Annotated in this window: 11 protein-coding genes; 2 read left to right on the forward strand and 9 right to left on the reverse strand. The window is 61.6% G+C overall.

What is annotated here, in order from left to right; genetic code table 11:
- Positions 1-36 precede the first annotated feature (36 nt).
- The 4 genes from ACY4LX_RS26650 to ACY4LX_RS26665 form a co-directional block, all read right to left on the reverse strand.
- The gene (locus tag ACY4LX_RS26650) at positions 37-3639 is read right to left on the reverse strand and encodes a Tc toxin subunit A (RefSeq protein ID WP_463258306.1); all 3603 of its coding nucleotides are present in this window, start codon (positions 3637-3639) and stop codon (positions 37-39) included.
- Between the two features lie 149 nt (positions 3640-3788).
- Positions 3789-6305, reverse strand: coding sequence for an Ig-like domain-containing protein (locus ACY4LX_RS26655; protein ID WP_463258307.1), 2517 nt, complete (start codon positions 6303-6305; stop codon positions 3789-3791).
- Positions 6306-6938: 633 nt separating this feature from the next.
- Positions 6939-7298 (reverse strand): PilZ domain-containing protein, encoded by a 360-nt coding sequence (locus tag ACY4LX_RS26660; RefSeq protein WP_149657920.1) that lies wholly within the window; start codon positions 7296-7298, stop codon positions 6939-6941.
- Positions 7299-7545: 247 nt separating this feature from the next.
- A complete protein-coding gene (locus ACY4LX_RS26665; protein ID WP_149657921.1) occupies positions 7546-7920 on the reverse strand; it encodes a tetratricopeptide repeat protein in 375 nt (124 codons plus the stop codon).
- A gap of 172 nt (positions 7921-8092) precedes the next feature.
- Between ACY4LX_RS26665 and pyk the strand changes: the two genes are divergently transcribed.
- Entirely contained in the window at positions 8093-9544 is a 1452-nt protein-coding gene (pyk, locus tag ACY4LX_RS26670) for a pyruvate kinase (RefSeq protein ID WP_123600008.1), read from the forward strand.
- Positions 9545-9689: 145 nt separating this feature from the next.
- On the opposite strand, the gene ACY4LX_RS26675 is transcribed toward pyk, so the two are convergent.
- From ACY4LX_RS26675 to ACY4LX_RS26695, 5 genes are all read right to left on the reverse strand, one after another.
- Complete coding sequence (locus ACY4LX_RS26675; protein ID WP_463257481.1) at positions 9690-10523, reverse strand: IS3 family transposase; 834 nt, start codon at positions 10521-10523, stop codon at positions 9690-9692.
- Positions 10520-10816, reverse strand: a complete 297-nt coding sequence (locus ACY4LX_RS26680) for a transposase (RefSeq protein ID WP_463257480.1) — start codon at positions 10814-10816, stop codon at positions 10520-10522. The genes ACY4LX_RS26675 and ACY4LX_RS26680 overlap by 4 nt, the downstream gene beginning before the upstream one ends.
- 208 nt (positions 10817-11024) lie before the next feature.
- Entirely contained in the window at positions 11025-11774 is a 750-nt protein-coding gene (locus tag ACY4LX_RS26685) for an enoyl-CoA hydratase-related protein (RefSeq protein ID WP_463258308.1), read from the reverse strand.
- A 31-nt stretch (positions 11775-11805) separates the two neighbouring features.
- Positions 11806-12741, reverse strand: a complete 936-nt coding sequence (locus ACY4LX_RS26690; protein WP_463258309.1) for an iron-sulfur-binding ferredoxin reductase — start codon at positions 12739-12741, stop codon at positions 11806-11808.
- Positions 12734-13840 (reverse strand): GGDEF domain-containing protein, encoded by a 1107-nt coding sequence (locus ACY4LX_RS26695; protein ID WP_149657924.1) that lies wholly within the window; start codon positions 13838-13840, stop codon positions 12734-12736. The genes ACY4LX_RS26690 and ACY4LX_RS26695 overlap by 8 nt, the downstream gene beginning before the upstream one ends.
- A gap of 498 nt (positions 13841-14338) precedes the next feature.
- On the opposite strand from ACY4LX_RS26695, the gene ACY4LX_RS26700 reads away from it, so the two are divergent.
- Positions 14339-15862: a fumarate hydratase gene (locus ACY4LX_RS26700; protein WP_463258310.1), complete on the forward strand. Its 1524-nt coding sequence runs from the start codon at positions 14339-14341 to the stop codon at positions 15860-15862.
- The last annotated feature ends 7 nt before the right edge of the window (positions 15863-15869 follow it).

Consider the following 15869-nt stretch of genomic DNA (forward strand, 5'->3'; position numbering starts at 1 on the left):
TAAGCCCGTTGGGGCCAAACCGTTATGCGGCCGTCGTCATTCGGCGCCATTGCCGGCAAATTCGATGGGCTCGAACACCACCTTGGTATTGGCGCTTTGGATAATGACGCTGACCTCGAAGCTTCCACCTTCATTACTGGAAAGAAAGGTCCGCACCAGGCCCTCCTGATTGCTGAACCCCTGACCCGGCCGGACAGTCGCAGAGTCTGTATCACTCAGCGCCACCCAGACCCAGTCCACCAACTGGTTTTGGCCAAGGTTGCCGTAACGATCCTTGAGCGTGCCGTAAACCTCGACTTGCTGGCCCAACGGCACCGCCCCTATCGGTGGCTGGGACCTCTCCGCCGGCCTTATCGTCAACGACTTCACATCCGCTATGACGTGAACGGTCTCGGCGTACTTGGGGTCTATCAGATCCAGCCAGTACAACGGCGCCTCGCTCCCCAGAACCTTGCCCAAGTACTGCGCGGTGGCGATGCCGTTCTCGTCGGTCCTGGCCTTCGCGATCGTGCCCAGGCTGGCCTGAAAGTACACATCGACATGGGGAATAACCTTGTCGTCGGGGTCCTTGACCGTCACGGTGAAGGTGATCTTGTCCTCCGGGTTGTTCGCCACCACGTCGACCTTGTCCAGGACACAGTTGATCTTGACGATCTGTTCGGGCGCCTCGTCCCGGTAGGACGTCATCGCCGCACGGGACTCCGTGAGGCTCAGCAAGGCACTTTCCGCAGCAGCCCGATACGCCTCTTTGTCGATTGCCTCCGGTAAACAGCCGACGCGCAACACCGTCGAGGCGTCCATACCGGTGTGCCGCGCCAATACGCGGATGCGCATCAGCAGGTCCAGTTGGGACAGGTTCTTCACCAGGCGTTTGTCGGGATCGATATACGCGACACAGGCCCGCACCTCCTCCACGCTCCAGTCGAAAAACGCGGCCAGACGAATCGAGGCGGCTTTTTGCGCCAGGTCCAGCGCTTCATTGGAGATCTGATCAGGCAGCGCGTTGACCTCGCGCAGGTAATCCAGCAGCTTCCCGGCCGGTTGCTCACTCAGCTCGAAGGCGCGAGTCAATGCCGAAAAGTAATACAGGGCGCGCAGCGAAAAATCGTAAGGGTCGTTCTGACCCAGCCAGGCCTTGTAGCCGTACTGCAAATAGTCCTGCAGCAACGTGGCGCTCAGGTCGAGTTGCAATACCACGTTGCTGCGCTGCCGCACTTCAGCCAGCAGCTTGAACAAGGGGTCGGTTTGGTCATCATTCAACGCGCCTTCCAGCGCGCGCTCGGCCCGTCCCTGCACCTGGCGCAACAGTTGATAAACCGTGCTGTTGGCCCAGACCAGCACACTGGCCACGCGCTCGGCATCCAGGCCGGTGTACACCGCCAGGCTTTCCCGGGCCACCGAGGCCTGGGCGTCACGCGCCTGCAGCAGCACCGCGAGCATGCGCTCGACCAGAACGGCATCCTCCTCGCCGAGGCCATCGTCCACCGCCTTACCCAGTTTTTCCCGGGCGCGCTCCAGATAATCGGCTTCACTGCCGTCAGGGTTGAGCACCAACCCCGAGGCATCCACCAGCGAGCCCAGCAAGTCCAGCCAGTCGGCGCTGGGCAGCGGTGGTACGCCCGCCATCAGCACGGAGGCGTTGCTGAACAGCGCGGCAGGCAGCAGGTTGCGGCACTGTTCGATGAACTGGCGTTCCTGTGCGGAGGCCACGGCCAGCGCCGCCGGTGGCGACACCTGCTGCAACATCCACAGCACTGGCAAGTCGCGATCCCGGCACCAGCCCACGCAAGAATGCAGGGCATAGATCAGGTTCAGCACATCGGGCGCCTCTTCGCCGCTGGCGGTGGCCTTGATCTGTGGGACACCCGCCAGCACATCGACCCACCTGTTGCCGCCCAGAGCGGTCAGCATCAGCACGCCCTCCACCGGGGTGATGCCCAACAGGCGCGGCAACTTCACCAAGCGGAAGAACGCCGAGATGATCGACCGGCTGCGCTTCAATGTGCTGCTCAGGCCATGGGCCCGGGCAATCGCCAGTGCCAGGTAGTGGTAGGTCTTCAGATCGATGCCCAGGCCACTGCACAAGCGGTTGACCGTCAGGTCCATGCCTCCCGGCACCGGGATGATCGGGAAGTCCCCGTTATCCAGGAGCAAGGGAGACTGAAAGGCGCCCTGGTTGTTGAACACCTGGTCGAATTGCGACAGCGCATCGCCCCGGCCGTAGATCGCCATCTCGTCGATAAACACCGCGAAGTCCGGCGCGGTGCAGCCATAGCGCTCGCGCAGTGACTGAAACAAGCCAATGGCTTGCACCGTAGCCTCGCTGATCCACCAAGGGTTGGCGACGTCGCGCTTCTCAGCCTGCATCGCCGCCACCAGCAGCGCGTCCACCTGATCGCAGGGCAATTCCAGCCATTGGTCCAGGCGCACCTTGCGGTTCAACCGGTCGAAAAGTCCAAAATCGGCCCCAGGGATGGCACTCAAACGGTGGAACTTCTGGCCCGCTTCGCTGTAATTGATCGTGACCGCCGGGCTCTTGGCGGCATTGAGATAGACCGAGCCCGAACGCTCGCTTTCGCTCACGCCTGGGGCGGGTGCAGTCGCATACACCAAGACATTTGCCGAGCGTGTCGGGGCGAAATCCCGCGCCGACAACAGCGCCTCGACGCCCCGGGCATCGAGCTTGGTGCGCTCACCGAAAAAGGGCACCTGACTGAGGTTTTGCCAGGAGACATCGGCGGCACCGAAACTGGCCAGGTAAAACTCGTCCCGCCCGTCCTCGGGCACCGCTGATTCCGTCAACAACAGCCGCTGATAAGGCCCCAGTCGCGAGGCGTGGATCAGGGCCCGTTTGGCGTCGCCATTCCAGGCCTTGGGCAGGAGGAAATACGGGAAGGATTCGTCCACCATGTGCACAAAATTCCCCACCGACATCCCGTGATGCCGGGCAACCGCATCCAGGGTGACCCAGTGCTGGTAGTACGGCAGCCCATTGGGGTAGCGCGCGTCGATTAAGGCCTGTTCCAGATCGGCCGCCCCTCCTTCGCCCTTGATAAAGGTCTCGAGCACGGAAACGATGATATCCACCGCCGACACCGACTGATGCACCGCATTGAAATCCACCGCCAAGGCTTTCAGATCCTTGCGCCGATCATGCAGAGGCAGTTTCTTGTCCCCGCCGTCCCCGTCGTCCTTGCCGCTGGGCTCGACGCGGTCGCGGATCCAGCGCAACAGCTCAATGCAGTACGCCACCGGAGAGGTCACGGATTCCAGGGCATCGGGCGGGCACAATGTGTCGAAATCGGTCTGGAACAGTTGCTCGAAACTCGGTCCCTGCACCAGCGACAGCAGCCCGCTCGACGGTGTGCCGGCGAGCGCTCCGGACCCCGTCAGGCTCTGCTCGATAAAACGGCGGCGGACATACGCCGCCAGGCTATTGGCCCGGCGCAGGAACTGCTGCGCGTCATCACGACTGATCCCGTAATCGCGCACCAGCCCTTGCACACCCTGCTCCACCAAGGGAAACACCGAGCCGCCCTGCTCGATGTACGTGCTCAGGTCGGTGTAAGCCGCACGTTGGTTCTCGCCAAACACCTGCTCGAACAATTGCTGGATGGGACGTTGACCGGAATCTGCCATGGCCAGGCTCCTCGAATGGATGCAAGTACCCGAACGGCGGCTAGCCGCGCGGAAAAGTAGGTCTGTATAGTGCGAATCTGCGCCTGGAGAGCAGAAGCGTCTACTGTCAGAAGTGACAGTAGACACGAGCGCTTTTACGGCGCTGGCCGTTAACGCGGCGGTGGCCCGGGGACTTCAAAGCGCTGGCTTTGCACCCAATCGGAAATCGTTGAGCCATCCGCGCCATCGACGATGGTTTGCTTGAAACGGCACCAATTGCCGCCCGCCGACAATCGTCGGACCGACCAGCCTTGCCAGCCTTGGGTGCTGACAGTCAGCGCCGGCGCCCACACGTACTCGGGGTTGTACCAGCTCGTTACCTGGCCGGTGCCCCGCCGGCCCTGGCCGCTGAAGTTCACGGGCTCCGCGACCCAGCGCCCCGCCTGCGGCGTATCGATCACCGGCGAGTAGCTGCCCAATACAACCGGTTGCCGAGCGCAGCGATCGGATTCAAACCCGTCCAACGAAGCCACCGCCACCAACGCCTGAGCACCAGCGGGTTGCGTGAGCGTCACGGCCACCGACCAGGTGCGATCCTCCAGCACCGGCGTACTGCCGAGCACGGTGTGTGCGGCATCGTCCAGGCTGATCGTGATCGTGTCCCCCGGCTCGCCGAAACCGGACACCACCGTGACGCGCCCGATCTCCCCGTCCTTGACCGGGGTTTCAATCCAGGGCGCGTCGGGCACCACGTCGCAGGTCACCGGCGAGCTTTCGCCGGACGCCTCCTTCTGCGCCTCCATGGTTTGCCGGGCCTGTAGCGTGATCACTCCCACCGGCAGGTTCACCGCACCTTCCCAACAGCCGTCGAAGCCGACCGGCACTTCCATGAGCAACAAGTCCTCGCGCCCCACCTCCCACACCTGGACCTTCGCGCCGGGCGTTCCCTTACCGGCAATCGTCGCCGCGCGCGGTACCTGGCCGCCCGGCAGCGGCACCGTGAACACCGGGGGCATCAGCACCACCATCACCGCGACCGGGTCGCTGAGTTCGGAGGGCCGACCGCCCCGGAACTGCTGTGCATCGAGGATTCGGCGGCCGAAGGCCAGGCCTGTGAGATCGATATGCCACGCCCCCCCACTCATCGGCGTTGCAGGCCCCGCCTCAATACCGTCGACGCGCAGCTGCATCGTCGCCCCGTTGGTGCTGTCTGTGCCGCACACCCTCAGGTCACGTGCCACTTCTGCCCCGTGCACGGGTTCGATGATGACGGGTTTACTCAACATCCCCACCTCGAACGTACGCCGTGCCGGGGGCGAAGTTTGTTGTGCCATGGTCTGGGTGACCGTCACCGTATGGGTCACGCCGGGAGCAAACTTGTCGGGGTGTCGAAAGCACCACTGGCCATCGCTCATGACGGGGCTGTAGGGCGCCGGGCTGTTGCTGAACACCAGTTCGACCTGCGCCCCCGGCCAGCAGGTGCCGCTAACGATGGGCGACAACTCGTCGTCTACCACGCCAGTGATAACGGGTGGTAGTGGCGGGATCGTCACCTCGACCGCCACCAGCCCCGGCGACACCTGGCCGTCCAGTTGCTGCTTGAATTGCACCTGTCGTTTCCACGTTGGGCCCCAGTCCGTCGTCGGCCTGCTCGACCAGATCCCGCCTATGACCGGGGCGTCGGGCGCGGCTCTGTCACCGTTGGCGAACGTGATGAGTACCGTTGCCCCCGTCATTCCCCTGCCGAAAAAACTCGGTATGTACTGTTCGTAGGTGAAGCTAACGTCCGTGGGATCAGGTACGGGATCCTCCACTATCGAGACATCAAATTCCGAAGGCTGCGAAGGGATCCAGCCACTGGCGTTGTCAGTCACCTTCTGGATGGCCGACAGCCTGTAGACACCCAGCGGCCAGCTGCCAGCGGTCGTTGCCCAAGTGCCGTTGCTCACCGTCACGGCAGGCGGTGGCGAGGCACCGTCGGGACCGCTGATCACGGTGATTTCCACCGTAGCGCCGTCGTAACCGGGACCGGAGAACCTCACGCCATGGTTAACTTGCGGTGTGACGGCAATGTTGATGAGCCGAAATGGCCGGACCTTGAAAAGACGTTCCGTACCCACGGTCCCCACCCGACCGTTGATCGTCTGTCGCGCAACAATCGAATGCATGCCGGGCGCAAAAGAGATGAAGGTCCCCCAATTATTCGTTGGCAAAACAAGGGCGGAACCCACTTCGCAGTAATCGAAGTCCGTGAGAATCTGCACCTTGGCGGAATAGTCGCCACGCCGTCCACTGACCCAGGTCAGCATGTCTTGCGTTGAGTCGACCTCAGGTTGATTGATCTGCGGCGCTGGCAACGCCAGTCGGATCGAAAAGGTGACGCGGTCGCTGGGTATCTCATACCCATCAACCCCTACCGCCACGGCAATAATCGTATGCGTGCCTTCACCGAGCACCACCGAACACCCCCAAGGGCCACCGGGCAAGAGGAGCGGGTAGGTGACGCCCAATGGAATTGCGATGTCGTCGGCATCAAGTTTGCGAACGTGAATGAAGACGGGTACCAGAATGCCGCCGGTGACCGCGAACCTGGAACTTGTCTCCACCGAGCCATTCACCGGGTAGGAGATATGAATAGCGGGAGCATGAGTGTGTTCGCCTGTAGTGCCTTCGTCTTCGCTGGCCATGAATGCCGCTCCGCTCAACCCGTTCGTAGTACGCACTGTTTTACGACGAATGCGCGGGGCTTCCTACCTGTAATAACTGACAGTTCAGACGAACGGTCCTGCGGACTTTTCCCACATTTTTTGAGGCCTACGAAGCGTTGCGCCGTTGCCTACAAGCCCCTCGGAATCGGCCGGCTTGTGCACTTTTGGCCTGACCCGTAATTTGATCCGTGTCGCTGATTGGCAGCGGCCGGATTCAGTCGACCGGGAGGTGAATGCGAAGGTGAAAAGCCTGTCAGACGGTCGGGATGTCCCTATCCCCCTTCCTGAACGTTATGACGGCTGCGCCGGTTTTCTCGCATTCCCTTCCGGCCGACTGCCCCGTGGATGGACGCAAAGCCACCGCACCTGGCGATGGCGATTTAGTAATTGAACGAGATGGGGTTGTTGCGGGTGAAGAAGCCACTGGAGAATGAGCCGGTGATCTGCGCGACCCAAGTTTCAGCGCTGCCCTTGCAGGCGCAAGGCCCGCCCGCGATGGCGATTTCGAGCCCGCCATCGCTGTAGGAGCAAGGCTTGCCCGCGATGACGATTTCGAGCCCGCCATCGCGGCCAAGCCTTGCACCTACAGGGGACCGATAGACACCGCCGACATCAGGCAGAAGCAGGCAACGGCTGAAAACTGAAGTACTGCCTCAACGCACTCACCAATTGCCCATACTCCGGCGGAGCCCGTTGCAGGCTGAACCCGGCGTCATAGTGGTGGGGCGTGGCGTCTTCATGGCACCACAAACAACTGCCGCACACATCAATGATCTGCGTGCAGCCGTCGCTGGCGGGAATCTTCAGGCGCAAGTCAAAATCAGCGCCAATCATCATCGGCAACTGACTGATCAGCATCAGTCCGTCCTCGGACACATTGCCGAGAAAGCCGATGGGTTTGTCGGTGACGCTGTTGAACACTTTCAGAAAATACGGCAGTTGATGCCGCTCGATCCGGCGGTCAGTAAACATGCTGAATTCACTACGCAAGGCTCTTAAGCAGAGCCGCACTAATGCTTCGGAACGGGCCTTCTGCTTTATAGATGCAGGATGGGCACGCTCTCCCCGCTTCCGGTGTGACAGTCCATCCAGACCGCTGCCACTTTTACCGCTGCCAGTCGCAGGTGTTGCGTCGGTTCAGAGGAAAAGGCCCTGAAGCCGATTTATTCGACTATAGCTGAACCTGTACACCCGGCCAGCCTTTGTATGAGATCTGTCATCAGAAGCGGGTTGGTCGCACAACCGGCGCGCTGCGGGTCGGATAGTGGCCAAGGGATTCCAGGGTTTCCAGGCGCGCACGAGCGCGGTAGGCGTATTCGCTTTGCGGGTACGACGCGATGATGTACTGGTACGTCTGGGCCGCGTCGATAAACAGCTTCTGCCGTTCCAGGCACTGGCCGCGCATCATCGACACTTCCGGCTGTACATAACGGCGCGCACGGCTGGCGCGGTCGACCTTGGACAATTCGAGCATCACCTGCTCGCAATTGCCCCGGTCATAGGCGCTGTAGGCGTTATTCAAATGATGGTTCATCGACCAACGGGTGCAGCCCGTGACGCTGAGGGCAATGACGGCTATGAGCGCAAATCGCATGAGGGTTCTCCTGTCTTGAGCTCTGTATCGACCCGTCGGCGGAAATCTTCAGGCTGCCTGTAACCAAAAGTATTCGTTTCAAGAAACAAACGAATAAGTAGTGCATCCGAACAATGACTACATCCAAAGACCATAGTAGCCTCACTCAGCGCTTGAACTCAGGAGTCTATGCATGTCCGTCCGTCGCACCAAAATCGTCGCTACCCTTGGCCCGGCCAGTAACTCGCCGGAAGTTCTCGAACAGCTGATTCTGGCTGGCCTGGACGTCGCCCGCCTGAACTTCTCCCACGGCACCCCCGACGAGCACAAGGCTCGCGCGAAGCTGGTGCGTGACCTCGCCGCCAAGCACGGCCGCTTCGTCGCCCTGCTGGGTGACCTGCAAGGCCCGAAAATCCGTATCGCCAAATTCGCCGGCAAGAAGATCGAGCTGAAGATCGGTGATCAATTCACCTTCTCCACCAGCCATCCGCTGACCGAAGGCAACCAGCAAGTGGTCGGCATCGACTACCCGGACCTGGTCAAGGATTGCGGCGTGGGCGACGAGCTGCTGCTCGACGACGGTCGCGTGGTAATGCGCGTCGATACCGCCACCGCCACCGAACTGAATTGCACCGTGCTGATCGGCGGTCCGCTGTCGGACCACAAAGGCATCAACCGTCGCGGCGGTGGCCTGACTGCCCCGGCCCTGACTGAAAAAGACAAGGCCGACATCAAGCTCGCCGCCGAAATGGAAGTCGACTACCTCGCCGTGTCCTTCCCGCGCGACGCTGCCGACATGGAATACGCCCGTCAACTGCGCGACGAGGCCGGCGGTACTGCCTGGCTGGTGGCGAAGATCGAACGCGCCGAAGCCGTGGCCGACGACGACACCCTCGATGCCCTGATCAAAGCCTCCGACGCTGTCATGGTTGCCCGTGGTGACCTGGGCGTGGAAATTGGCGACGCCGAGCTGGTGGGCATTCAGAAGAAAATCATTCTGCATGCACGCCGCCACAACAAGGCGGTGATCGTCGCGACCCAGATGATGGAGTCGATGATCCAGAACCCGATGCCGACCCGCGCCGAAGTGTCCGACGTGGCCAACGCCGTGCTCGACTACACCGACGCCGTGATGCTCTCGGCTGAAAGTGCTGCCGGTCTGTACCCGCTGGAAGCCGTGCAAGCGATGGCGCGCATCTGCGTCGGCGCTGAAAAGCACCCGACCAGCAAGACCTCCAGCCACCGCATCGGCAAGGTCTTCGAAAGCTGCGACCAGTCCATCGCCCTCGCGGCCATGTACACCGCCAACCACTTCCCGGGCGTGAAGGCGATCATCGCGTTGACCGAAAGTGGCTACACGCCGCTGATCATGTCGCGCATCCGTTCTTCGGTGCCGATCTACGCGTTCTCCCCGCACCGCGAAACCCAGGCCCGCGCCGCCATGTTCCGTGGCGTCTACACCGTGCCATTCGACCCGGCGTCCTTGCCACCTGAGCAAGTCAGCCAGGCCGCGATCGACGAGTTGCTGAAACGCGGCGTCGTGGAAAAAGGCGACTGGGTCATCCTGACCAAGGGCGACAGTTACCACACCATCGGCGGCACCAACGGCATGAAAATCCTGCACGTTGGCGATCCGATGGTCTGAGTGACCGGTTGCTGAAAATCAAAAGCCCCGCCCTGTGAATGGCGGGGCTTTTTGGTTTCTGATCTGGGGGATGTGGTGCCTGGGCCGGCGCCTTCGCGGGCAAGCCTGTTGGGGTCCAGTTTTTTTGGACCACTCCGTAGGAGCTTTAGGCCGCCTGCTGCTCAAAAAGCGCAGGCGGCAGGTTATTCGATGCGGTGTGGCAGCGGCGATGGTTGTAGTGCGACACGAAGTCGATCACATCCTTTTCCGCCTCAAGGTGATTCTGATAGCCATTTTCTGGCATCCAGTCGTGCTTCAACGTTCTGAAATAACGCTCTACCACCGCGTTATCCCAACAGTTACCGCGACGACTCACGCTGTGGACGATTCGGCATTGCGCCAGACACGCTGAAAATCGCTCAGAGGTGTACTGACAGCCCTGGTCTGAATGAAACAACAGCTCAGGCATTGGGTGGCGCAGTGCTACTGCCAATTTCAGTGCTTTGATCGACAGGTCCGTGTCGGCGGTTCTTGAACAAGCCCACCCCACAATCCGGCGTGAAAACAAATCCATCACTACGGCTAGATATAACCAGCTATCCCTCACTTTGATGTAAGTGATATCGCCGGCCCAGAGCGTGTCTGGCTGGACCGGATTAAAGCGACGATCAAGTATGTTCGGTGCCGTGATACTTGGTTTGGTGGCGCGACGATAGTGGGCGTAACGCGGCCGGCGCCTGGTTAAATCAAGGGTCTTTATCAAGGAGCGCATGCGGTGACGTCCGATAGAAATACCTTCTTTCCTCAACTCCTTGGAAAGCCCTCGGGCCCCTAAAGCTTCGCGATGCTCGGTATGCACCGCACGAATCGTCATCTCCAAACCACTCTCGATAACACGAGGCGGCTTGGGTTTACGTTGCGCGTAATAGCTACTGCGGGCCAAGCCTAAGACCAGACACGTGCGTCTAATCGACCCTGCCCCTCTAGCGCCGTCAATCACTTGGTTCGACTGAACAGAACCTTCAGATGAGAGGGCAATTGCTTTTTTAATACCTGGTTCTCTGCTTCGACCAGTGCCAATTTTGCCTGTAACGACTCAATCAGCTCCTGGTCCTGCGGCCGAGAGGGTTGTGAAATCCCCGCATGCTCCCGACGCCAGAGCAGAACCCATCGGCGTAGAGCTGTGGGTCCAATTCCCGTTAGCTTGCAGGCTTCAGGTATGGAGCAATTCATCTCCACAACCAAGCGAATGGCTTCCGCTTTTGCCCCAGTATCAACGATCCGATATCCCATGATGCTTCCTTAGGTAGATGCTCCTACATCATGGTCCAAAAACATTGAGCCACAACAGCCTCGCTCCTACAGAGGGGGACGCATTCCAAATATTGATGATCGTTCCCACGCTCCGCGTGGGAATGCAGCCCGGGACGCTCCGCATCCCAAAGAGCCGAACGCAGAGCGTCCGTTGAGGCATTCCCATGCAGAGCGTGGGAACGATCACTCAACGCCGGTTGATAAACCCCGACAACGCCGCCAGCGCTTCCGGCGAGCGCAGCCGCTGGGTAAACAACGCGCCCTCCTCCTCGATCACTTGGCGAATCAATGCCCGGTCCGGCGCTTTCATCAATTGCTTGCTGATGCGTACGGCTTCAACAGGCAATGCTTCAAACTTCAACGCCATCTCCCGCGCCTTGGCCAGCGCCGCTTCGCCACTGCCCAGCGCTTCGGTGGCAATGCCCCAGGCCGCCGCTTGTTCACCGCTGAAGCCTTCGCCCAGCAGCAACAATTCCGCCGCTTTGGCGTGGCCGAGCAAACGCGGCAGGATCAGGCTGGAGCCGAATTCCGGGCACAACCCGAGATTCACGAACGGCATGCGCAAACGTGCGTCGCGGCTGATGTAGACCAGATCGCAGTGCAGCAACAACGTGGTGCCAATCCCCACCGCCGCCCCGGCCACGGCGGCGATCACCGGTTTGCGGCAGTCGAGCAGGTTGAGCATGAAGTGGAACACCGGGCTGTCGAGACTGCTCGGCGGTTGCTGGAGGAAGTCGGAGATGTCGTTGCCGGCGGTGAAACACTCGGCGCTGCCGGTGATCAGCACGGCGTTGATTTGCGGGTCGCTGTCGGCGTGTTTCAGGGCTTCGGCCAGGTGGCTGTACATGGCGCGGGTCAGGGCGTTTTTCTTGTCGGGGCGGTTCAGGCGCAGGGTCAGCAGACCGCGTTCGCGTTCAATCTGGATGGCATCGGGCATGGCGGGTCTCGCGTCGTTAAACGATCAGCGCTCAACCACGGGGCAGGAACACGTCGGCCAGCAGTTGATTGCGCGGCAGTCCCGCCAGGTACAGGCGCCGGGCAAAGGCGTCGACGCTGTCGGGGCCACCGCAGAGTAAGGCCAGGGTTTGCCGGGAAACAAGCCGCAGTTGCGCCAACGCCTGGGGCAACTCGGCCGGGGTCCAGAGTTCGACCGTGAGGTTTTCGCGGCCGGCGGCCATGGCTTGCAGGGGTTTGGCCAGATAGTGCTCGTCGGCGTCATGGGCCAGGTGAATGACGCGGATGGCGCCCTGGTGATCCTGACGCAAGGCTTCACGCAGCACACCGAACAACGGCCCCAGCCCAGTGCCGGCGGCCAGCAGCCACAGGGGCCGGGTGTGCCAGTCGGCGTCGTAATGCAAGGCGCCGCCGCGCAGTTCGCCCAGGCGCAGGGTGTCGCCAATCTGCAACTGACGCGCGGCGTCGCTGAATTCGCCGGGCTGGCGGCAATCGAGGTGGAATTCCAGGAATCGGTCTTCGTCCGGCAGGCTCGCCAGGGAATACGGGCGCGCCACGTGACCGGCCCACAACACCAGATGCTGGCCGGCGCTGTAGCGCAATGGCCGCTGAGTGGTCAGGCGCAAGCGCAGCACATGCGCGCTGAGCCAATCGACGGCCGCGACCTCGGCCGGGCGCCCGTCCTGTTGCGGATCAAACGTGTGCACCTGCAAGTCTTCGATCACCGAACACTGACAGGCCAGACGCCAACCTTGCTGGCGTTGTTCCGCGCTCAAGGCATCGGGGCGGCTGTCGGCGGGCAGGCCTTGCACGCATTGCACCAGGCACGCATGACAACTGCCGGCGCGGCAACTGTAAGGCACGGAGACGCCGTTCTGATTCAGGGCATCGAGCAGGTTGCTGCCCGCCGCCACCGACCATTGGCGTTCGCCGACCCGGACCTCAGGCATCGATGTTCTCCCACGCCGCCGCGCAACGATTGCGGCCGTCACGCTTGGCCCGGTACAGCGCCTGGTCGGCCCGTTGCAGGGCGTCGTCGAGGTCGTCGCCCAGTTCCAGCAGGGTCATACCGGCGCTCAGGCTGAGGTTGCTGACGCTCAGGCCGAACAACTCGACATCGGTGAAAGCAATGCGCAGGCGTTCGCAACAAGAGGTCAGGCGCTCGGCATCGCAGTCGGGCAGCAACACCACGAATTCTTCGCCGCCGTAACGGGCCAGCACATCGCCGTCGCGCAGGCAGGCCGTGGCCACCCCGGCGAAGGCTTGCAACACCTGGTCGCCGGCGGCATGGCCGTGTACGTCGTTGATGCGTTTGAAGTGGTCGAGGTCGATCAGCGCCAAACCGTGGACCACGCCAGCGTCCATCGCATTCAGCTCCCGGGAAGCCAGGCGCAGGAAGTGACGGCGGTTGAACAGGCCGGTGAGTTCGTCGGTGGCGACGAGGTCTTCGAGCTGGCGCATCATCCCGCGCAGGGTGTCCTGGTGCGCTTGCAAGGCGAAGCGGCGCTGGCGCATCAGTTGGCGCGAGGCCTGGACGTATCGGGCGTAAAGCACCAGCCACACTAGCACGATAAACAGCACGCACACCTGCAACAGCGCCAGGGCCGGGTCGGCCAACTGGAAGTGGTAGCCCTCCCACAGCGTGATGGCGCTGAAACTGAAGAACACCAGCAACGCGCAACGGACAAAGGCCCGACGCGAGAGGTGGAACAGGCCGAACAGCAAAATCAGGATATAGAAGACCAGGAACGCGCCGCGGGCTTCGTCCAGGTGAGAGATGAGCCAGGTTTGCCAGCCCAGGCCCAGCAATACCTGGACTTCGGTCAGGCTGGGGTCGGCGAAGCGCAAATTGCAGCCGCTGTAGAACACCGCGAACAGCGCCGCCTGCGTGATGACCACCATTGCGCTGCCAATCGCGACACTGGCCAGGGGCGCATCGAAGTGCCCGGTGAAAAACGCCAGCCACAGCAGCAGCAATGCCAGGGCATAGGTGCCGGCCGCGAGGGCAAAACGTTTGAGCAACAGGCGCTGGATGGCGTTATGGGTCAATCGTTGACTCACCAAAGGAAAAGAGGCTGAAAGAGTGTCCTACTCTACAGGCCGATGGCCACTTTAGTGGCGCGACCGATAAATGACCATTCAATTTTGGAAGCGGAAAACTGGCGTCAAAAGCATGGCCCGCTTGACTCCTGTTTATGGGCATAACCGCCTCTGTGGCGAGGGAGCTTGCTCCCGCCGGGCTGCGAAGCGGCCCCTCTCCTTACCTGAAAAGAGGGGGAGCGCTTCGCACTCCAGCGCAAGCAAGCTCCTTCGCCACAGGTCAACTCCGACCAAAAGCCAATGTGTACCCGCCAGCGAGCCGCGTTATACTGCCGCGCCTTTTTAGCGTCGCGCCAGCAGCCCCGGCGTGCCAGAGGATCAGCTACAAGTCTCAAGTTTCAAGCCGCAAGCTGAAGCCGTTCGCGTACTGCTTGGAACTTGCAGCTTGAAACTTAAGGCTTGTAGCTGCCCCATAGAATGTTCCCGTCTTTTAGAGGAGCGCGACTCATGACCGTGATCAAGCAAGACGACCTGATTCAGAGCGTTGCCGACGCCCTGCAGTTCATTTCTTATTACCACCCCGTTGATTTTATCCAGGCGATGCACGAAGCCTACCTGCGCGAAGAATCGCCAGCGGCCCGTGATTCGATGGCGCAAATCCTGATCAACTCGCGCATGTGCGCCACCGGCCACCGTCCGATCTGCCAGGACACCGGCATCGTGACCGTGTTTGTCCGTGTGGGCATGGACGTGCGTTGGGATGGCGCCACCATGAGCCTGGACGACATGATCAACCAAGGCGTGCGCCAGGCGTACAACCTGCCGGAAAACGTCCTGCGTGCCTCGATCCTCGCCGACCCGGCGGGCGCTCGCAGGAACACCAAGGACAACACCCCGGCCGTGATCCACTACTCCATCGTTCCGGGTAATACCGTGGAAGTGGACGTAGCGGCCAAGGGCGGCGGTTCCGAGAACAAGTCGAAGATGGCCATGCTCAACCCGTCCGACTCGATCGTCGACTGGGTTCTGAAGACCGTTCCGACCATGGGCGCCGGCTGGTGCCCACCGGGCATGCTTGGCATCGGCATCGGCGGCACCGCCGAGAAAGCCGCCGTCATGGCCAAGGAAGTGTTGATGGAATCCATCGACATCCACGAGCTGAAGAAGCGCGGCCCGTCCAACCGTATCGAAGAGATGCGCCTGGAGCTGTTCGAGAAGGTCAACCAACTGGGCATCGGCGCCCAGGGCCTGGGCGGCCTGACCACCGTGCTCGACGTGAAGATCATGGATTACCCGACCCACGCCGCGTCCCTGCCGGTGTGCATGATCCCGAACTGCGCCGCCACCCGTCACGCGCACTTCGTGCTCGACGGTTCCGGCCCGGCCTCGCTGGAAGCGCCACCGCTGGACGCCTACCCGGAAATCGTCTGGGAAGCCGGCCCGTCGGCCCGTCGCGTCAACCTCGACACCCTGACCCCGGAAGACGTGCAGAGCTGGAAGCCGGGCGAAACCGTCCTGCTCAACGGCAAGATGCTCACCGGTCGCGACGCCGCGCACAAGCGCATGGTCGAGATGCTGAACAAAGGTGAAGCCCTGCCGGTGGACCTGAAAGGTCGCTTCATCTACTACGTCGGCCCGGTTGATCCGGTGCGCGAAGAAGTGGTTGGGCCTGCCGGTCCGACCACCGCGACGCGGATGGACAAGTTCACCCGTCAGATCCTCGAGCAAACCGGCCTGCTGGGCATGATCGGCAAATCCGAGCGCGGCCCGACTGCGATCGAAGCGATCAAGGACCACAAAGCCGTGTACCTGATGGCAGTGGGCGGCGCGGCTTACCTGGTGGCGCAAGCCATCAAGAAATCCCGCGTCGTGGCTTTCGCCGAGCTGGGGATGGAAGCCATCTACGAGTTCGACGTCAAGGACATGCCGGTGACCGTTGCGGTGGATAGCAAAGGTGAATCGGTGCACATCACCGGTCCTGCCATCTGGCAGAAAAAGATCAGTGAAAGCCTGGCGGTAGAAGTGCAGTAAGCACTAA

It is taken from the genome of Pseudomonas sp. Emmai (genome assembly GCF_055179735.1).